We start from the raw sequence: 19760 nt of genomic DNA, 5'->3' as shown, positions 1-19760 counted from the left end.
TTAAAACATTTCTACTTCACAAAAACTATTCCAGTTTTTTTGTAAAAAAGAAATTTAATACCTAAACTCACCAAACTCACTTTTTATTGTAAGCTGTTTTTTTAATGATGCCTCTACTCTACCAATTATTTTTGCGTCTACATTAAAAGATTTAGAAATTTCAATAATATCTTCTGCAATTTCAGGAGACACATAAAGCTCCATTCTATGACCGCAATTAAAGACTTGATACATTTCTTTCCAGTCTGTTTTAGATTGTTCCTGAATCAACTTAAACAAAGGCGGAACAGCAAACATATTATCTTTTACTATATGCAAATTATCTATAAAATGAAGTATTTTAGTTTGCGCACCTCCAGAGCAATGCACCATACCATGTATCACATCACTTTTGTATTTTGATAAAATAGCTTTGATAATTGGCGCATAGGTTCGTGTTGGAGACAGCACTAATTTACCAGCGTCTATTGGTGCATTTTCTACAGCATCAGTTAATTTTACACTACCAGAATACACTAAATCTTCTGGAACTGCGGCATCAAAACTTTCTGGATATTTTTCAGCTAAATATTTATGAAACACATCGTGCCTTGCTGAAGTTAAGCCATTACTACCCATACCGCCATTATATTGGGTTTCGTAAGTTGCCTGACCAAAAGACTCTAGGCCAACAATAACATCGCCTGCTTTAATATTAGCATTATCTATAACATCTTCACGTTTCATTCTAGCGGTAACAGTAGAATCTACAATAATAGTGCGCACTAAATCGCCAACATCGGCAGTTTCGCCTCCTGTAGAGTGAATGGTAACACCGAATGATTTTAAATCTTCAATAAGTTCCTCTGTTCCGTTTATGATTGCTGAAATAACCTCGCCCGGAATTAGGTTTTTGTTTCTTCCAATAGTGGAGGACAACATAATATTATCTGTAGCACCTACACACAATAAATCGTCAATATTCATAATAAGCGCATCTTGTGCAATACCCTTCCAGACAGAAACATCACCAGTTTCTTTCCAATACATATAAGCTAAAGATGATTTTGTGCCAGCACCATCGGCATGCATAATCAAACAGAAATCCTCGTTGTTGGTTAAATAATCTGGGACTATTTTGCAGAACGCCTTTGGAAACAATCCTTTATCAATATTTTTAATTGCATTATGAACATCTTCTTTTGATGCCGAAACACCACGTTGCGCATATCTTTTTGAAACTTCTTGACTCATAATAGTGTATTGTTTTGCAAAGAAAAGGAATATTTTAAAGATTTATAAGCTTTAATACAATTATGAAAAGGGTTTTATTAACGGTTTTTTTAACTGAATTGAAAATGAACAATTATTTTTCTAAGTCTATTCATTTGAATTTGTTAGACACCAAAAACGAGCATACCTAAGGTTATAATTGTAATAGCATTTTTTTTAGTTAAGCGAACACAACGCTGTTTAAATGACCTACAATGGCGTAATCTGTTGCGCTTTAAAAAAACTATCTAATAAATAAAAGCTCTCTATACTTTGTTAATGGCCATAGCTCATCATCTACCAAAAGCTCTAGCTTATCGCAATGATAACGTATGTCCTCTAAAAAAGGCTTTACGTTTTGGCAATACGCCTCAGCTTTTTTTGTAACATCGGTTAACAAATTTGCTTTTTTGCGCTCTTCAATCATTTTGGTAACATTGCTGTTAATACCATCAATATGCTGAGAAATAGCTTTTATTAAATTAAGTTGCTCTTTAGCTAAATTTGTATACTCCTTATCAAAAATATCTTTTAAGCCTTTTACATTGTCTATTAATATATTTTGATACTTTACTGCTGTTGGCACGATATTATTTCTTGCTATATCACCAAGCACCCTGCTTTCTATTTGTATATGTTTTATGTAAGATTCTATTTCAACTTCATAACGCGCCTCGGCTTCTATTTTGCTCATAACCCCCATTTCTTCAAACAGATTAATGGTGCTTTTATGCACTTTTACCTTTAAGGCTTCTGGAGTATTTTTATTATTACTTAACCCTCGCTTTTTTGCTTCTTTCTCCCATGCTTCGCTATATCCATTACCTTCAAATAGAATATCTTTTGACGCTTTAATATATTCTCTTAATACATTAAAAATAGCCTCGTCTTTTTTAAAGTTTTTGTCATCTACAAGTACATCTACCTCCTTTTTAAACTCTTTTAGTTGTTTAGCCACAATAGTATTTAAAACCGTCATAGGGTTACCGCAATTCTCTAAAGATCCAACCGCACGAAACTCAAATTTATTACCCGTAAAAGCAAAGGGAGAAGTTCTGTTTCTATCGGTATTATCTAGAAGCACATCTGGAATTTTACCCACTACGTTTAATTTTAAATCGGTTTTTTCTTCAGGCGATAATTTACCTTTAGTAACTCCTTCTAGCTCTTCTAAAACCTTAGTGAGTTGCGCGCCAATAAACACAGAAATTATTGCAGGAGGCGCCTCGGTAGAGCCTAATCTGTGATCGTTACTAGCCGAAGCTATAGAGGCTCTTAGCAGCTCCTCGTTTTCGTAAACCGCCTTTATTGTATTTACAAAAAAGGTTAAGAACTGAAGGTTGCTCATAGGGGTTTTCCCTGGTTTTAGGAGGTTAATCCCCGTATCGGTCGACAAAGACCAATTATTGTGCTTACCAGAACCATTAATATTGGCAAAGGGCTTTTCGTGAAGCAACACTTTAAAGTTATGGCGCGATGCCACACGCCCCATAACATCCATAAGTAACGAGTTATGGTCTACAGCCAAATTAGCTTCTTCGTGAATTGGTGCAATTTCAAACTGATTTGGTGCAACTTCGTTATGCCGTGTCTTAGCAGGAATACCCAAAAGCATACATTGGTTTTCTAAATCGCGCATAAAATTTAATGCTCTGTTGGGTATAGATCCAAAATAATGATCGTCTAACTGCTGACCTTTTGCCGAAGAATGGCCCAACAAGGTTCTTCCTGTTAACGTAATATCTGGTCTACACGCTACTAAATTTTTGTCCACCAAAAAATACTCCTGCTCCCATCCCATAAAGGACGTTACTTTCTTTACATTTTTATCAAAATATTTACACACATCTGTAGCAGCAACATCTATGGTATTTAGCGCTCTTAACAAAGGGGTTTTATAATCTAAAGCTTCACCTGTGTAGGCCACAAAAATTGTTGGTATACAAAGAGTAGTTTCGTAAATAAAGGCTGGTGACGAAGGATCCCATGCGGTGTAACCTCTAGCCTCGAACGTATTGCGAATGCCGCCACTAGGAAAACTAGATGCATCTGGCTCTTGTTGTACTAATTGACTGCCTCCAAACTTCTCTATGGCACCACCGTCTTCTAGCGTTTCAAAAAAAGCATCGTGTTTTTCAGCCGTGGTTCCAGTTAATGGCTGAAACCAGTGCGTGTAGTGCGTTACGCCTTTAGATAATGCCCAGTCCTTCATTGAAGATGCCACTTGGTCTGCAACATTTCTGTTAATTTTTTTCCCTTCTTCAATAGCACTCTTTACGCCCTTAAAAGCATCTTTAGTTAAGTATTGGCGCATAGTGTTCTCATTAAAAACATTTGTGCCAAATAATTCCGATCGCTTACCTTTTTCAATAAACGTATTAGGTTTGTAGGTTATAGATTCTTTAAGCGCATGAAACCTTAAAATTGCCATTGTTTTAGCTTGTTTAGTTCGTTAAACATCAAAATACAAAAATACACTATATGAATAAACAAGTAATGATCTACAACTGCTTTTTTATCCATTATCAATATTTCAATATTTATATAAAAAACTATACTTTTTTTAAAATAAACCTTAAAAAAATGGGGTATAAACAAAAATAACATTGCCTTTTACGAAAAGCCCCCCTAATAATTCAAAGTAACTCAATAAAAATTTATATTTGTTCAAATTAATAAAAATAATACATCAATAAATCATTAATTATGGCAAAATCTAAACTTGAGTATATTTGGCTTGATGGACACGAACCAACTCAAAACATGAGAAGTAAAACTAAGATCGAAGAAGACTTTAGCGGTAAATTAGAAGACTGTTCTATTTGGTCCTTTGACGGAAGTTCAACTGAACAAGCATCTGGAGGTGCTTCAGATTGTTTATTAAAACCAGTTGCTATTTATCCTGATCCTACAAGAAAGAATGGATATTTAGTAATGTCTGAAGTTTTAAGTGCAGATGGAACTCCGCATCCAACAAATGCAAGAGCTAAAATTGATGATGACAATGATGATTTCTGGTTTGGTTTTGAGCAGGAGTATTTCCTAATGGACACCAAAACAGACTTACCTTTAGGATTCCCTCGTGGAGGATTTCCTGGACCTCAAGGTAAATATTACTGTTCTGTAGGCGGCCGTTACACATGGGGTAGAGATCTAGTTGAAGAACATGCAGACCTATGTATTGAAGCTGGATTAAATTTTGAAGGTATTAACCAAGAAGTAGCACCAGGACAATGGGAGTTTCAATTATTTGCAAAAGGTGCAAAGAAAGCTGGTGATGAAATTTGGATTGCACGTTACTTATTAGATAGACTTACTGAAAAATACGGATATTATATTGAATACCACCCTAAACCTGTAAAAGGAGACTGGAACGGATCTGGTATGCACGCCAACTTCTCTAACTCTACTTTAAGAACTTGTGGATCTAAAGAGGTTTATGAGAAAATATGTGAAGCTTTTAGACCTGTTACCGATGAACATATTGAAGTTTATGGAGAATTTAATGATGAGCGCTTAACTGGATTACACGAAACCGCTCACGTATCAGACTTCTCTTATGGAGTGTCAGACAGAGGTGCATCTATCAGAATCCCTATCATTACAGTAGAAAAAGGCTGGAAAGGTTGGTTAGAAGACAGAAGACCTGCTTCTAATGCAGATCCTTACAAAGTAGCTGGAAGAATTATTAAAACAGTTAAATCTGCTAAGGTTTAATTCTTAATAAATTAGTTAAATCTAAAAAACGCTTCAAATATATTTATTTGGAGCGTTTTTTGTTGCTTCATACTTAAACATTATTTTAATCGTTATTTTTGCCACAAACTTTTTTAATTTGAAAACATACATTTCTTTACATTCATTGTTCTTTCTTGCCTTTTTTACATCGGCATCCCTTTACGCACAACAAAGTATTGAAATTAAGTATTCTGGATTTTTAACTTTTAATGAAGAAGATTATCCTGGTGCGAAAATTTTAACTCGTGACGACTCTGAGCAAGTTCATATTTTTCATGCTGGAACAGATATGTGGTGCGACAAAGCTTATTATTATGGCAAAGACAATTTTATAGAGGCTTATGGCAATGTAAAAATGATACAAGGCGACACCATAAATATGACTTCTAAATATGTAGAGTACAATGGCACAAATCAACTTGCATTCGCAAGTGGCAATGTAGAACTTACAAATCCAGATTCAAAAATAACAACAGACACTTTATACTTTGACAGGGAAAAACAACAAGCCTTTTACAGAAGCTATGGTACCGTAGCAATAGATACCTCTGGCACAATAACAAGCAAAATTGGGCGATATTACATGCAGGAAAAAAAATACCGTTTTGTTGAAGATGTTGTACTTACAAACCCTGAAGCCAAAATAGAATCAAATTACTTCGACTTTTACGATGAACCAAAACACGCCTTTTTATTTGGCCCATCAACCATTACTACCGAAGAAAGTGTAACCTATTGTGAAAAAGGATTTTACGATACCGAAGCAAAAACTGGTTATGCCATGAAAAATGCCAAGATTGATTATGATGGCAAAGAAATAGTTGGTGACAGTTTATATTTTGACCAAAATAAAAATTTTTCCTCTGCAACAAACAATATAAAGATTACAGACACGCTAAACAATAGCGTTGTAAAAGGGCACTATGCCGAAGTTTTTAAAGCAAAAGACTCCATATTTATAACTAAACGGGCCTATGCTATAACAGTTCAGGAAAAAGACTCTATCTACATTCACGGAGACACTCTCATGGTTACCGGAAAACCTGAAAAGCGAATTACTCGAATTTTTAGAAATGTAAAGCTTTACAAATCAGATATGAGCGGAAAAGCAGATTCCATTCATGTAAACCACGAAAGCGGCTTAACGCAGCTTATAAACATAAATACTCCCGGTTCCAGTGCAGCTTTCTCTACGGCTAGAAAACCTATTTTATGGAATTTAGGCAACCAAATGACTGGAGACACTATTCATTTACAATCAGACACAGTAAAAGATAAGATGGATTCCCTCATAGTGTTTAATCATGCGTTTTTGATAAGCAAGGACACATTAGGAGATGGCTTTAACCAAATCAATGGAAAAAAACTTGTTGGTTTGTTTAATGACAAAAATGAATTATATCATGTTGATATCATTAAAAACGCGCAATCTATTTACTACTTTAGAAATGAAAATAATGAACTTGTAGGCATAGACAAGTCGAAGTCTGGCTTAATAAATATACTTATTCAAGATAACGCTATTGAAGAAGTTAGGAAAATAAACCAAATTGACGGGAACATTTATCCTGAATCTAAATTCCCTAAAAACGAACGCATTCTTAAAGGTTTTGATTGGCGCGAAGACGAACGCCCAAATAGTGTTGAAGATTTATTTAAAGACGACCCGCCGCTAGAATTGCCTGTTATTAAGGGGCTGGATGATTATATCCCTGAGGAAGATTTTTTTGATGAAGAACATTTAAAAGATCAAAACAAAACATCTAATAGTAAACAACACAAGAACAAGCCTAAAGCTAAATTACCAACACCAAATATAGGTAAAAAAAGAAGTTAGCAAGAGTGAAACAAGAATTCTTAAAATATCAAGCGCAAACCACACCCCACCCATTAGCCATGGAAATTTCCCATGCTGATGGTAGTTACATTTACGATACAAACAAAAAAGCCTACCTAGATTTTGTGGCAGGAGTATCTGCTTGTCCGTTAGGACATAATCACCCTAAATTAAAAGCTGCCATTCAAACACAATTAAATAAATATTTGCACGTGATGGTATATGGAGAATATGTGCAAAAACCAGCAGTAGAGCTCACAAAACTTTTAGCAAAACACTTACCTTATCCTTTAGAAAAAACATATCTCACAAATTCTGGCACCGAAGCTATTGAAGGCGCTTTAAAACTAGCCAAACGCGCCACTGGCCGTAGCGAAATAATAGCGGCTAATAAAGCATACCACGGAAACACTATGGGAGCTATGAGCGTAATGGGATACGAAGAACGCAAACAAGCTTTTAGGCCTTTACTGCCAGATATTAAGTTCATAGAATTTAATAACGAACCAGATTTAAATTATATTACCAATAAAACAGCTTGTGTAATTCTAGAAACCATTCAAGGTGGCGCTGGTTTTATTGTACCATCAAACAATTATTTACAAAAAGTAAGACTAAAATGTAACGAAACCGGAACACTTTTAATCTTAGACGAAATACAACCTGGTGTTGGCAGAACAGGAAAACTTTTTGGGTTTGAACATTACAATTGTATCCCCGATATTTTAGTAACTGGTAAAGGTTTAGGTGGCGGACTACCAATTGGTGCCTTTACAGCTTCTGGTGAATTAATGGATTTATTGCAAGATAACCCAAAACTAGGACATATAACCACCTTTGGCGGACATCCACTTATAGCAGCTTCGGCATTAGCAACATTACAAGAAATTACCGAAAGCAACCTAATTCCTAAAACATTAGAGAAAGAAAAATTATTTAGAAAACTTTTAAAACATCAACTTATTCAAGACATTAGAGGCAAAGGATTAATGTTGGCTTTAATGCTACCTTCTGCAGAAATAGCTAACGAACTGGTGTTAGAAAGCCAAAACCAAGGATTAATACTTTTCTGGTTATTGTTTGAACCAAAAGCAGTTAGAATTACTCCTCCCTTAACGATTTCAGAAGAAGAAATTATTAAAGGTTGTACTATTATTAGCAATATATTAGATGATATTCTTGCTAAACAACAACACTAAGCCATTGATTTTTAGATTACAACACAAAATTATCATACAAATTATACTAACCTGTTCATTACTTTGTTAAAAACATTTATTGTAAACTCACAGAAAACCTACATTAGAACATTATTTTTATCTCAGTTGAACAGTACACACAAACGTGTTTATGGAGTTTAGTCAAAGCGACAACAACAATTTACCTCTTACTAAGTTTGAATCGATGTTAAAAACAAACCATGTTTTGTTTTTTGATTCTGAAGAGTTTGAAAACATCATTCATCACTATCTAAACCAAGGAAAAATAGCTTTAGCAAAAAAAGCAATAAAACTAGGATTAGCACAACACCCTACATCTATTAATCTAAGACTTTTTAAAGTTGAAGTTTTTGTTTTTGAAAACAACCTAAAAGAGGCCGATAAGTTATTAAATGAACTTTACCAATTAGAGCCCCACAACGAAGAAATTTTTATACAAAAAGCCAATATTTTATCTAAACAAGATAACCACAAAAAAGCAATTGAAGTTCTTAAACATGCACTCGATTTAACCGATGATACAGTAGACATCTATTCGCTAATTGGGATGGAATATTTGTTTTTAGATGCTTTTGAAGAAGCTAAAACTTTTTTTATGAAATGCCTTGAGGCAGATATAGATGATTATTCTGCGCTATATAATATTATTTATTGTTTTGACTATCTAGAGCAACATAATGAAGCCATAGAATATTTAAATATATTTTTAGATAAAAATCCATACTGCGAAGTAGCATGGCATCAATTAGGCAAGCAATATTTAACACTAAAAAAACATAAAAAGGCATTAGCAGCATTTGATTTCGCAATAATTTCAGACGATACATTTGTAGGTGCCTATTTAGAGCGTGGCAAAGTTTTAGAAAAACAAAGAAATTATATAGAAGCTATTGAAAGCTATAATATAACTTTAAAACTAGACGACCCCACTTCTTTCGCGCTCTTAAGAATTGGTAGTTGCTACGAAAAATTAGGACAGAAGGATTTAGCAATTCAATATTACTACAAAACCGTTCACGAAGACCCCTTATTAGACAAAGGCTGGATTGCTATTACCAAATTTTTTAAGAAAAACAAAAATTATCAAAAAGCCCTTTACTACATTAATAAAGCCATTAATATAGATTCTGAAAATGTTATCTATTGGAAGCTTTATGCACAAATAAACCATCGTCTCAATTTATTTGAAGAAGCAGAACGTGGTTATAAAAAAACCTTAGATCTTGGTAACTTTGAAATTGATACTTGGATTACAAGAGGCGATTTATTATTAAGACTTGGAGAACCACAAGCCGCTATTATAAATTTTGAGGAAGCACTTGAGTTTCACCCAGAAAATGCCGAAATACATTACCGCTTAGCAGGTTTATTTTTTACCTTACACGAACAGGAAAAGGGTTTATTTCATTTAAAGAACGGTTTAAAAAACAATAACGAATTTAGCTTTATTATAGATGAGCTATTCCCTGCATTGCTAAAAAACTCACAAGTTAAAAGCCTGTTAAATTCAAAGCCTTAATTTACTTCAAATTATCTACCTTTGATGTTTCTAAAATCACGGCATGCAAAGACGATTAATCGATTATTTAATTATTTCCTTAAAAGGTGTAGCCATGGGGGCTGCAGACGCTGTTCCTGGCGTTTCAGGAGGAACCATAGCATTTATTTCTGGTATTTACGAAGAATTAATTTCTACGATAAGTAATATTAATTTATCTCTTTTTAAAACGTTATTTAAAAATGGTGTTAAACAATTTTGGAAAGATTTAAATGGCAATTTTATTGTTGCACTATTAGCTGGTATAGTAATAAGTTTTGTGTCTTTTATGAAATTAGCTAAATACTTGTTAGAGTATCACCCTGTACTTATTTGGTCTTTTTTCTTTGGGCTAATCATTGCCAGTATATATTTTGTAGGCAAACAAATTACTAAATGGAGTTTAAGCACAATTATAGCCTTAGCAGCAGGTACTGTAATTGCATATTATATTTCTACGCTACCATCAATGGAAAATAGCGAAAGTCCTTATTTCTTATTTATTGCTGGTGCCATAGCAATTTGCGCTATGATACTTCCTGGTATTTCTGGTTCTTTTATATTAATAATTCTTGGTGCTTATAAAACCTTAAGTGATGCTATTCACGATATAGATCTAAAAAAAATAGTGTTATTCGCCTGTGGTGCTGTATTTGGTTTGTTAAGCTTTAGCCATGTTTTAAAATGGCTGTTTAAGCACTATCATAATATAACACTAGCTTTATTAACAGGATTTATTTTTGGATCTTTAAATAAAGTATGGCCTTGGAAAGAAACTATATCTTGGTATAAAAATTCTAAAGGTATAGAAACACCACTTTTACAAAAAAGCGTATCGCCTTTTTATTTTAATGGCGACAGCCAACTTACAACAGCTATTTTATTAATGGTTTTAGGTTTTTTAACTATTTTTATTCTAGAAAGATTAGGCTCTAAAAAACAATAATGGAAAGTACCAGAAGCTTTAGCGATAAAATTTTTTTAGTACTAAAAGGGTTAGGTATGGGTGCCGCCAATAAAGTGCCTGGTGTTTCTGGTGGTGTAGTAGCTTTTGTGGCAGGCTTCTATGAGGAATTTATTTATTCCCTAAAAAAAGTAAACGGAAAAGCATTTAAACTCCTTATAAACGGGAGGTTTAAAAGCTTTTACAATTACATAAACGGTAGGTTTTTAGGACTTTTGTTCTCAGGAATGATAATTAGTTATTTTAGCATTTCTAAAATTTTAGACTACCTTATTCTTCACTATGAATTGTACGTGTGGAGTGTGTTTTTTGGAATGATTATTGGCTCTATTTACTACATTAACAAAGATTTCAACGATTGGAATAGAAACACCATTTTATCTTTAATTCTAGGTATTTGCCTTGGTTTAGGCATTAGCTTTTTAAGTCCAGCAAAAGAAAATGATAATTTATTATTTGTATTTTTTTGTGGTATTATTAGCGTTTCTGGAATGACATTACCTGGCTTTTCAGGATCATTTATTTTAATTCTACTAGGTAATTATGTGCTATTACTAGTAGATTCCGTAAATGCACTTTACGATACAATATCTGATGTTTTTAGCGGAAATTTTAATTTTATTTACAACGAAACACGTTTAAGAATGCTGCAAGTCTTAGCCGTATTTACGTTAGGCTCAGTTACTGGACTTGTAACATTTTCGCATGTATTAAGCTATATATTAAAACACTATAAAAGCATTACAACCGCTTCTATAATAGGATTTATAATTGGATCGTTAGGTGTAGTATGGCCTTGGAAAAAAACAATTTACAAGCATTTGAATAATGGCGAGTTTATGCTAGATTCTAGAGGTGAAAAAATTATTGAAAACTATAAACGTTATATCCCAGAATTATCAACAGAAACCTACTATGCTATTGGCTTTATAATTTTAGGGCTAGCTATAGTTATAGGACTAGAAATTTATGGTCAAAAACAAAAAAGACATGCTTAAATTAGGACTTTTAGGTAAAAACATATCTTATTCATTCTCTAGAAATTATTTTAAAAATAAGTTTGAAAAGGAAAATATAACAGGTATTACCTACGAAAATTTTGATATTGAAGACATTTCCCTATTCCCAGAAATTGTTAAAAACACTAATGGTTTAAAAGGGTTAAACGTTACAATTCCTTATAAAGAAGAAGTTATGCCCTTTTTAGATAAAATAAACAAAAAGGCAAAAGCCATAGGAGCAGTTAATACCATTAAAGTTACAAAAAAAGGTAAACTTGTAGGGTACAATACCGATTGTTATGGCTTTATAAATTCATTAAAACCATTCTTAAAAAAACATCACAAAAAAGCATTAATTCTTGGTACAGGCGGTGCTAGTAAAGCTGTTATGTATACGTTAAAAGAAAAGGGCATTACCTGTCATTACGTGTCCAGAACTGCTTCTAACAAAGTTAAATATACTTATAAGGATTTAAACGAAACCATTATTTCTAAATACCAAATTATAGTAAACTGTTCGCCTTTGGGCACTTATCCAAATATTGAAGAATGCCCCAATATTCCATATGGTGGTATTACCAAAAAACACATTCTTTTCGATTTAATTTACAATCCTGAAGAAACAAAATTTTTAAATTTAGGGAAGCAGAAAGGCGCAACTACAATTAATGGGCTACATATGCTTAAGCTACAAGCAGAAAAGGCTTGGGCCATATGGAATCTTTCAAAATAATCAATTTAAACATTAAAATACCTTTCCTTTTTTGTAAATACTTTAGTTGTTAGTATCTTTAAACAAAAACAATACGAACCCTAAACATTTACTAAAATGTCTGAGCCAGATAACCTGCAACACGCAGATGGAAAAAACGAAAAGATAGAAGTTTCTGAAACCAAGAACACGCCTATAGAAAATACTGTACCACAAGACGATAGCACTCATAATAATGCACCAGAAGAAGAGCGTGATACAACAGAAAAAAAAGTTTCTGAAACCCAAGAGGACGACGGTATTAACGAAATAGAAGAATCTAATGCAGAAGATGCCGAAGACGAGGGCAATAAAGAACGCCATACCATAGCGTTTAAGGAATACGATAAAATGTCTTTAGAGGCACTTGCTATTGAGCTTGAAAAACTTTTAAAAAGTGAAAAAGTACAAGCCATTAGAAGTCATGTAGATGCTATAAAAAGTGAGTTTAACTCAAAGTTCCACGCATTGGTCGATGAAAAAAAAGCAGATTTTATTAACGATGGCGGTAATGAAATAGATTTCTATTATTCTAGCCCAGTCCAAAAAAGATTTAAAACGGCCTACAAAGAATACCGCAGCAAACTAAACGAACACTACAAAAATATTGAGCAAAACCTAAAATCTAACCTTCAAAAAAAGCTAGAGATTATAGAGGAGCTAAAAGGCTTAATTAATGTAGAAGAAAATATAAATACTACTTACAAGCATTTTAAGGAACTCCAGGAACGCTGGAGAAACACTGGCCCCATTCCAAGAGACAAGTACAATAATGCATGGAACAGTTATCATCATCATGTAGAAATATTTTACGACTTTTTACATTTAAATAGAGATTTGCGCGATCTAGACTTTAAACACAATCTAGAAAAAAAGCTCATGATAATTGAGCGTGCCGAAGAATTAGCAAAAGATGACGATGCTATGCGTGCATTTAGAGAGTTACAGGAGTTGCACAAAATGTGGAAGGAAGAACTAGGACCGGTAGACAAAGAACATCGTGAAGCAATTTGGGAACGCTTTAAAGCAGCAACAAAAGCAATAAACGAGAAAAAACAACTCTACTTCAAGGAAATTGATAAAATTTACGAGAAAAACTTAGAGAAAAAAGAGGAAATAATTGCAACTATTGAGGCCATAGCATCAGAAAAAACAAACTCTCATGGCTTGTGGCAAAAAAAAATAAAAGAGATTGAAGCTTTACGCGAAAACTTTTTTAATGCAGGTAAAGTTCCTATTAAAGTAAACGAAGCGACATGGGCTAAATTTAAGGAGGCTGTTAGAAACTTTAACAGAAAGAAAAATGCATTCTATAAAGAACTTAAAAAAGAACAATACGATAATCTTCAGAAAAAAAGAGAGCTTGTAAAAATTGCGGAGGACAATAAAGACAGTGAAGATTTTGATGCCACTACCCCTTTGATGAAAAAAATTCAAAGTGATTGGAAAAAAATCGGTCATGTTCCAAGAAAAGACAGCGATAAAATTTGGAAACAATTTAAAACGGCCTGTAATTTTTATTTTGATAGATTACATGCCAAACGCAACGAAGCCAATAAAGAGTTTATTGAGGCTTTTAAAAAGAAGCAGGAGCTTTTAGATACGCTAAAAAACATAGAGTTTTCTGATGACAAGAACAAAGATCTAGAAAAAATAAAAGCTCATGTAAACACTTGGAAAAACCTAGGAAGAGTACCTAACGACAAACGTTTTATTGAAGGTAAATTTAATAAAACTGTAGATGCTTTATTTTCTAAACTTAAAATTGATAAAAATGAAGCTGAAATGATAAAGTTTGAAACAAAACTTGAAACATTGAACAGTAACGATGACAACAACCGTAGTTTAGATAACGAACGCTCATTTATTAGAAAGAAAATTGATGAAGTTAAGAGTCAAATCAATCAATTAGAAAATAATTTACAGTTTTTTACAAACGTTGATGATGATAATCCTTTAGTTAAGGAGGTTAACGACAATATAGACAAACACAAAAAAGAACTAAAGCTTTGGAAAACCAAACTTAGTAAAATTAAAGAGTTGTATTAACACAATGTAACGTTGAGCCGTTTTACATTTTGAATTAAAATAATTTTACTATGTAAGTTCTCGATATTAATTTTTACTCATTTTAATTGTAAAATTTACTCGAATCAACAAAATTATGTTAATAAACATAACAGTAGACTTTATATGGTTTAATAAGCTTTCTTGAAATATGTTTCAATGTTATTGGGGTTAGGGCAGCAAAACTCCCAATTGTTCTATTTGTGATATTGTGAAAATAAACACTTAAGCAAACCAATAAAAAAAACCTCCAAATTAGGAGGTTTTTGTTTTATTCTTCTTCTTCACTTGCTGGTGCTTTATCTTCCTCATCAAGTAAATCTAGCATATCGTGTTTTTGCAGAAGATTATACCATTGCAATACCTTTTTTATATCGCTGGCATATACCCTATCTTCATCATAATCTGGCAAAACATCAAAGAAATACTCCTCAAGTTTGTCTTTGCCATCTTTAGGGCCAACACTAGAGGGCTGGCTATTTTCTTTCTCTTTAATTTTTGCGAGTACCTTATATAAAGGCACTTCTTCTGTTAATGTATAAATAGCTATTTCGCTTAACACGCTAACATTATTTTGTAAGCTAATAGATAAGCGTTTACCATCCATTAAAGATTCTGCTACAAAACCGCCACGGGTTTGTGTTACTAATTTATAAAGTCCTGGTTTTCCAGAAATGGCTAAAACTTTTTCTAAGCCCATAAATAATTTTTTTTAGAGAGGCGCAAATATCATATTTTTAAAATGTATAGCAAAAATTATCGCTTCTTTTTTTGGTTAGGAAAACGCATTTTGTAATCTACATTAATCTTCCCTTTAGATATGTTTAAAAGCTTTCCTTTTATCAATCGTTTTTTAAAGCTCGACAATTTATCAGTAAACAAAACACCTTCTATATGATCGTATTCATGCTGAATTACCCGCGCAATTAATCCACTGTAAGACTCCGTATGTTTTTTAAAATTCTCATCAAAATATTCAATGGTAATTTTTGGTTGCCTAAACACATCTTCCCTAACATCTGGTATGCTTAAACAGCCTTCGTTAAATGCCCATTCATCGCCTTCTTCTTCTAAAATAGTGGCATTTATAAATACCCGTTTAAAATCTTTTAAAGCGTCCCCTTCTCCATCTGCTAGGTCTTCGTCTTCGGCAAAAGGTGACGTATCTACTAAGAACAAGCGAATTGGCAGACCTATTTGCGGTGCAGCCAAACCTACTCCCATAGCATTATACATGGTTTCGAACATGTTTTCTATTAGTTCGTTTAAATTAGGGTAGTCTTTAGATATTTCCGTTCCTTCCTTTTTTAGAACAGGGTCGCCATAGGCTACAATTGGTAAAATCATAGATTAGGATTAAATTATTTTTGCAAAAATACGACTCTTCTATGGTAAAATAGTAGTTTGAGAAAAAAATCTATTTAGAATATAAATAACTTTGAAGAATTAATGTGGCGCTTATCTCATCTACCAAAGCTTTGTTTTTACGTTGTTGTTTCTTTAGCCCGCTATCAATCATGGTTTGAAAAGCCATTTTTGATGTAAAACGCTCATCTACCCTTTGTATTGGAATATTAGGAAATACTGCCGAAAGTTGTTTTAAAAAAGGTGCAATTAAGGCTTCACTCTCAGATGGCGTATTATCCATTTGCTTTGGCTCTCCTACTAAAAATAGCATTACTTTTTCTTTTTCTAGATAATCTTTTAAAAAAGCGACTAGTTCTTTTGTAGCAACAGTAGTTAACCCAGAAGCTATTATTTGTAGCTCATCTGTTACAGCTATTCCGGTTCTTACTTTTCCATAATCTATTGCTAAAATCCTACCCATGCTTTGCTTTTCCGCAAAAGTAATTCTTTAAATTAAAAAAGACTGTCTTTTTTAGACAGTCTTTCTTGTGTTTAACCTTATTATTAAATTTGAATACGTAATCGTGCTTTTAAGATAACTTTCTTTTATTAATTTTAGGAAATACTAATTTGATGTTATCTACTTTTCTTTCTCTATTTAAGAAAATTCTAATATCGCTACTACTTTTTGCAATAGCTTCTTTAATTTTTACAGTGTCTATAATTACTGTAGCTTCATTAGCTTCAAAAACAGTAACGTTAGTTTCTACGTTATTAGTCTTAACTTCATTTTGAGCTCCTATTGCAGAGAAAGAAAGTAATAAGATAAATAAGATGTAAAAATTTGTTTTCATGATTTGGGATACTTCGTTTAATTCAATAGTCCAAATATATATCCATGTTGTAGCTAAAACGCAATAAATTAGTTGTATACCATTGAATTTTCGATTATTAGAAAACCTGAAAGTTTTCACCGATGAATAGTGGAAATGCTAAATTTTAACGACGAAAAACACACAAAATGCAGTTCATCTAATTTTATTATTTATTCAAAGGGAAATCACGCTGTTAATTCTTAAATAATCCTTAGTAATTCAATACTATTTTTCAAAATAATTAAAGATAAAAAACACTACCATTTTAGGCTGTAGATAGTATATTTGCCCAAAATATTAATACCAATGACAGAATTACAACAAATTATAGAAAGTGCTTGGGATAACCGAGAGCTTTTAAAAGAAACAAAAACAACTGATGCCATAAGACAAGTGGTAGACCTTTTAGACAAAGGCGAATTACGTGTTGCAGAGCCTATTACCGAGGGGTGGCAAGTAAACGAATGGGTAAAGAAAGCTGTTGTATTGTACTTCCCTATTCAAAAAATGGAAACTTTAGAAGCTGGTATTTTTGAATATCATGATAAAATTCCTTTGAAACGCAACTTTGCAGAGAGAGGTATTCGTGTAGTACCAAATGCTGTAGCTAGACATGGTGCTTATATTTCATCTGGTACCATTTTAATGCCTAGTTATGTAAATATTGGTGCTTATGTAGACGAAGGCACCATGGTTGATACTTGGGCTACCGTTGGTAGTTGTGCGCAAATTGGTAAAAATGTACATTTATCTGGTGGTGTTGGTATTGGTGGTGTATTAGAACCATTGCAGGCTGCACCTGTTATTATAGAAGATAACGCCTTTATAGGGTCGCGTTGTATTGTTGTAGAAGGTGTAAAAGTAGAAACCGAAGCTGTTTTAGGCGCTGGCGTTGTGCTAACCATGAGCACTAAAATTATTGATGTTACCGGAGACGAGCCTAAAGAGTATAAGGGCATTGTACCCGCTAGATCTGTAGTTATTCCTGGTAGTTACGCCAAAACATTCCCTTCAGGAAGTTATAATGTACCTTGTGCTTTAATTATAGGAAAACGTAAAGAAAGCACTAACAAAAAAACGTCGCTTAACGAAGCGCTTAGAGAGCATGATGTAGCGGTGTAAAACAAGATATCTAAAAAAAAACTAAATTCCAAATTCCAAAATACTTAAATTGGAATTTGGAATTTTTTATTTGTAATTTAAACATATGAAGATTTTAGTAATACAACAGAAAATGATAGGCGATGTATTAACATCTAGCATTTTGTTTTCTGTACTTCGGAAAAACCATCCTGATGCTGAACTTCATTATTTAATTAATTCGCATACGTTACCCGTTGTTGAAGGTCATCCTGATATTGACAAAATAATGCTCTTAACTCCAGAAGTTGATAAAAGCGTCTTACTTTTTTATAACTTTTTAAAAAAAATAAGAAAGGAAAAGTATGATGTTGTGGTTGATGTTTACGGGAAGTGGTCTAGTAATTTTATCACCTTATTTTCAAAAGCAAAAATAAAGATTGGCTACTTTAAATGGTACACGCAGCAGTTTTATACACATCCTATAAAGCGACACAAAATCTCTAAAAACAATCAAGGATTAGCTATTGAAAACAGGTTACAACTCTTAGAACCTATATGTGAGCGCATTCCTAATGTTAAACCAAAAATTTATCTGTCTTCAAAAGAAATTACAGCTGCAAAACAATTTCTTTCAAACTTTAAAGTCGATTTGTCAAAACCGCTATTTATGATAAGTGTTTTGGGCAGTGGAGCTAATAAAACATATCCTTTTTCTTATATGGCAATAGTTATTGATACTATTGTAAAAGTAACTGATGGTAATGTTTTGTTTAATTACATACCAAAACAAGAGGAAGACGCAAAAACCATTTACGGCCTTTGTAAACCTAAAACACAACAACATATTCAATTGGGTGTTTTTGGAAATAGTTTAAGGGATTTTATTGCTATTACCTACCACTGTAGCGCCATAATAGGAAACGAAGGTGGCGCCATAAATATGGCTAAAGCTATTGATATACCAACATTTGCTATATTTTCACCATGGATTGATAAAGATACTTGGAATATTTTTGAAGATGAAAAACACAATATTTCAGTGCATTTAAAGGATTATAAGCCACAACTTTTAGAGAATAAGAATGGAGCACAAATTAAAAACAAATTTAAAAGTCATTATTCCGAATTTAAACCAGAATTGTTTTTAGGCAAATTAGTAGGTTTTTTAAAAAGCCTAACCAACAACAATTAAAGTAGAGGCTAAATATAACAACTAACTACACATAATTTAACAGATATTATACAAATATTAGTTATTAGTCTTAACAATACCATAAGCAGTATAAACAGATCTTTGTTTTTTAGTTGCAACCCTAATAATCTTGTTATTAGTTAAAATGTCCTTTCTTTTGTAAGGTCGCTCATGATATAAATGTAAACAAACAGCACTGTAGCGTATTTGCTTAAATTTTATACCGTAATTCATTAAACGCTCGCCAAGTTCCCTATCCTCTCCTCCATATTCCATACGCTCATCAAAACCATTTACAGCTAAAATATCTTGTTTCCAAGCCGAAACATTCATGCCATCAAATGTAGCTTTGGTTGGTGTAATTACATTTAATATTGTGGTTTTTATTTTCGAAGTACTTAATTTACTCATTTTAAAGCTTTTGGGCTGCCCATTTTGAAGCAACCAATGGGCCGAAAAACAGACTTGCGACGCAATAACATCTAAAGTAATTTTTCTCGAAACACTTTCAGTAAGTTTAAAATAACCACCAGATAAAGCAATACCATTATGGCGTAAGGCAATATGAGTACTAATAAAATCGTTTCTGGCAACACAATCGCCATCGGTATAAATTAGGTATTTCGCCTTAGCTGCAACCGTAGCCTTGTTTAAAATTTTAGTCTTTTGAAAACCATCATCGGGTTGCCACACATGTTGTATTGAATAATTAACTTTCTTTGCAATTTTTTTTATTAGCATTTTGGTATCATCGGTAGAGCCATCATCTGCAATAACAACTTCAAAATTTTTAAATGTTTGAAATTGGTAGCTCCACAACACTTTTTCTAAGTATGCTGGTTTGTTGTAAGTACTTATAATTACCGAAACTTCAATTGCGCTCATTGCATCAAAAAT

Annotated in this window: 17 protein-coding genes; 10 read left to right on the top strand and 7 right to left on the bottom strand. The window is 32.9% G+C overall.

What is annotated here, in order from left to right:
• Nucleotides 1-54 precede the first annotated feature (54 nt).
• Together CLV33_RS16765 and CLV33_RS16760 are read right to left on the bottom strand one after the other, a co-directional pair.
• Entirely contained in the window at nt 55-1233 is a 1179-nt protein-coding gene (locus tag CLV33_RS16765; RefSeq protein ID WP_105474844.1) for an AIR synthase related protein, read from the bottom strand.
• Between the two features lie 262 nt (nt 1234-1495).
• Nucleotides 1496-3682 carry a glutamine synthetase III family protein gene (locus tag CLV33_RS16760; protein WP_105474843.1) on the bottom strand — a complete coding sequence of 729 codons (2187 nt, stop codon included), beginning with the start codon at nt 3680-3682 and terminating at the stop codon, nt 1496-1498.
• 275 nt (nt 3683-3957) lie between these two features.
• Here CLV33_RS16760 and CLV33_RS16750 point away from each other — a divergent pair, with 275 nt between their 5' ends.
• The 8 genes from CLV33_RS16750 to CLV33_RS16715 all read left to right on the top strand — a co-directional run bounded on the left by CLV33_RS16750 (nt 3958) and on the right by CLV33_RS16715 (nt 14348).
• On the top strand, nt 3958-4968 hold the full coding sequence (locus tag CLV33_RS16750) for a glutamine synthetase beta-grasp domain-containing protein (protein ID WP_105474841.1): 1011 nt from the start codon (nt 3958-3960) through the stop codon (nt 4966-4968).
• 118 nt (nt 4969-5086) lie between these two features.
• Nucleotides 5087-6826 (top strand): OstA-like protein, encoded by a 1740-nt coding sequence (locus CLV33_RS16745; RefSeq protein WP_244906454.1) that lies wholly within the window; start codon nt 5087-5089, stop codon nt 6824-6826.
• A gap of 5 nt (nt 6827-6831) precedes the next feature.
• Nucleotides 6832-8025, top strand: coding sequence for an aspartate aminotransferase family protein (locus CLV33_RS16740; protein WP_105474840.1), 1194 nt, complete (start codon nt 6832-6834; stop codon nt 8023-8025).
• Nucleotides 8026-8176: 151 nt separating this feature from the next.
• On the top strand, nt 8177-9565 hold the full coding sequence (locus CLV33_RS16735; RefSeq protein WP_105474839.1) for a tetratricopeptide repeat protein: 1389 nt from the start codon (nt 8177-8179) through the stop codon (nt 9563-9565).
• Between the two features lie 43 nt (nt 9566-9608).
• Nucleotides 9609-10529: a DUF368 domain-containing protein gene (locus CLV33_RS16730; protein WP_105474838.1), complete on the top strand. Its 921-nt coding sequence runs from the start codon at nt 9609-9611 to the stop codon at nt 10527-10529.
• A complete protein-coding gene (locus CLV33_RS16725; protein ID WP_105474837.1) occupies nt 10529-11545 on the top strand; it encodes a DUF368 domain-containing protein in 1017 nt (338 codons plus the stop codon). Before CLV33_RS16730 ends, CLV33_RS16725 begins: the two co-directional genes overlap by 1 nt.
• A complete protein-coding gene (locus CLV33_RS16720; protein WP_105474857.1) occupies nt 11538-12281 on the top strand; it encodes a shikimate dehydrogenase family protein in 744 nt (247 codons plus the stop codon). Before CLV33_RS16725 ends, CLV33_RS16720 begins: the two co-directional genes overlap by 8 nt.
• A gap of 96 nt (nt 12282-12377) precedes the next feature.
• Nucleotides 12378-14348, top strand: coding sequence for a DUF349 domain-containing protein (locus tag CLV33_RS16715; RefSeq protein WP_105474836.1), 1971 nt, complete (start codon nt 12378-12380; stop codon nt 14346-14348).
• 289 nt (nt 14349-14637) lie between these two features.
• Here CLV33_RS16715 and CLV33_RS16710 read toward each other — a convergent pair whose 3' ends face one another.
• From CLV33_RS16710 to CLV33_RS16695, 4 genes are all read right to left on the bottom strand, one after another.
• Nucleotides 14638-15066: a DUF5606 family protein gene (locus tag CLV33_RS16710; RefSeq protein ID WP_105474835.1), complete on the bottom strand. Its 429-nt coding sequence runs from the start codon at nt 15064-15066 to the stop codon at nt 14638-14640.
• A 56-nt stretch (nt 15067-15122) separates the two neighbouring features.
• Nucleotides 15123-15713 (bottom strand): peptide deformylase, encoded by a 591-nt coding sequence (def, locus tag CLV33_RS16705; protein WP_042244663.1) that lies wholly within the window; start codon nt 15711-15713, stop codon nt 15123-15125.
• Between the two features lie 70 nt (nt 15714-15783).
• The gene (gene ruvX, locus CLV33_RS16700) at nt 15784-16194 is read right to left on the bottom strand and encodes a Holliday junction resolvase RuvX (RefSeq protein WP_042249064.1); all 411 of its coding nucleotides are present in this window, start codon (nt 16192-16194) and stop codon (nt 15784-15786) included.
• Nucleotides 16195-16303: 109 nt separating this feature from the next.
• The gene (locus CLV33_RS16695; protein ID WP_170064036.1) at nt 16304-16687 is read right to left on the bottom strand and encodes a hypothetical protein; all 384 of its coding nucleotides are present in this window, start codon (nt 16685-16687) and stop codon (nt 16304-16306) included.
• Between the two features lie 207 nt (nt 16688-16894).
• On the opposite strand from CLV33_RS16695, the gene CLV33_RS16690 reads away from it, so the two are divergent.
• Together CLV33_RS16690 and CLV33_RS16685 are read left to right on the top strand one after the other, a co-directional pair.
• Nucleotides 16895-17710, top strand: coding sequence for a 2,3,4,5-tetrahydropyridine-2,6-dicarboxylate N-succinyltransferase (locus CLV33_RS16690; protein ID WP_045371725.1), 816 nt, complete (start codon nt 16895-16897; stop codon nt 17708-17710).
• 85 nt (nt 17711-17795) lie between these two features.
• Nucleotides 17796-18863: a glycosyltransferase family 9 protein gene (locus CLV33_RS16685; RefSeq protein ID WP_105474833.1), complete on the top strand. Its 1068-nt coding sequence runs from the start codon at nt 17796-17798 to the stop codon at nt 18861-18863.
• Between the two features lie 57 nt (nt 18864-18920).
• Here CLV33_RS16685 and CLV33_RS16680 read toward each other — a convergent pair whose 3' ends face one another.
• The gene (locus CLV33_RS16680; RefSeq protein WP_105474832.1) at nt 18921-19748 is read right to left on the bottom strand and encodes a glycosyltransferase family 2 protein; all 828 of its coding nucleotides are present in this window, start codon (nt 19746-19748) and stop codon (nt 18921-18923) included.
• Nucleotides 19749-19760 lie beyond the last annotated feature (12 nt).

Origin of the sequence: Jejuia pallidilutea (assembly GCF_002973595.1) — a bacterium.
Classification (GTDB): domain Bacteria; phylum Bacteroidota; class Bacteroidia; order Flavobacteriales; family Flavobacteriaceae; genus Jejuia; species Jejuia pallidilutea.
This window is presented reverse-complemented; position numbering and strand designations above follow the sequence as displayed.

Bases quoted from the DNA above. Each gene is read 5' to 3' on its own strand.
- CLV33_RS16760 (WP_105474843.1), bottom strand. From the start codon at position 3,682: ATGGCAATTTTAAGGTTTCATGCGCTTAAAGAATCTATAACCTACAAA.
- CLV33_RS16735 (WP_105474839.1), top strand. From the start codon at position 8,177: ATGGAGTTTAGTCAAAGCGACAACAACAATTTACCTCTTACTAAGTTT.
- CLV33_RS16750 (WP_105474841.1), top strand. From the start codon at position 3,958: ATGGCAAAATCTAAACTTGAGTATATTTGGCTTGATGGACACGAACCA.
- def (WP_042244663.1), bottom strand. From the start codon at position 15,713: ATGATTTTACCAATTGTAGCCTATGGCGACCCTGTTCTAAAAAAGGAA.
- CLV33_RS16725 (WP_105474837.1), top strand. From the start codon at position 10,529: ATGGAAAGTACCAGAAGCTTTAGCGATAAAATTTTTTTAGTACTAAAA.
- CLV33_RS16730 (WP_105474838.1), top strand. From the start codon at position 9,609: ATGCAAAGACGATTAATCGATTATTTAATTATTTCCTTAAAAGGTGTA.
- CLV33_RS16720 (WP_105474857.1), top strand. From the start codon at position 11,538: ATGCTTAAATTAGGACTTTTAGGTAAAAACATATCTTATTCATTCTCT.
- CLV33_RS16680 (WP_105474832.1), bottom strand. From the start codon at position 19,748: ATGAGCGCAATTGAAGTTTCGGTAATTATAAGTACTTACAACAAACCA.
- CLV33_RS16690 (WP_045371725.1), top strand. From the start codon at position 16,895: ATGACAGAATTACAACAAATTATAGAAAGTGCTTGGGATAACCGAGAG.
- CLV33_RS16710 (WP_105474835.1), bottom strand. From the start codon at position 15,066: ATGGGCTTAGAAAAAGTTTTAGCCATTTCTGGAAAACCAGGACTTTAT.
- CLV33_RS16765 (WP_105474844.1), bottom strand. From the start codon at position 1,233: ATGAGTCAAGAAGTTTCAAAAAGATATGCGCAACGTGGTGTTTCGGCA.
- CLV33_RS16715 (WP_105474836.1), top strand. From the start codon at position 12,378: ATGTCTGAGCCAGATAACCTGCAACACGCAGATGGAAAAAACGAAAAG.
- CLV33_RS16685 (WP_105474833.1), top strand. From the start codon at position 17,796: ATGAAGATTTTAGTAATACAACAGAAAATGATAGGCGATGTATTAACA.
- ruvX (WP_042249064.1), bottom strand. From the start codon at position 16,194: ATGGGTAGGATTTTAGCAATAGATTATGGAAAAGTAAGAACCGGAATA.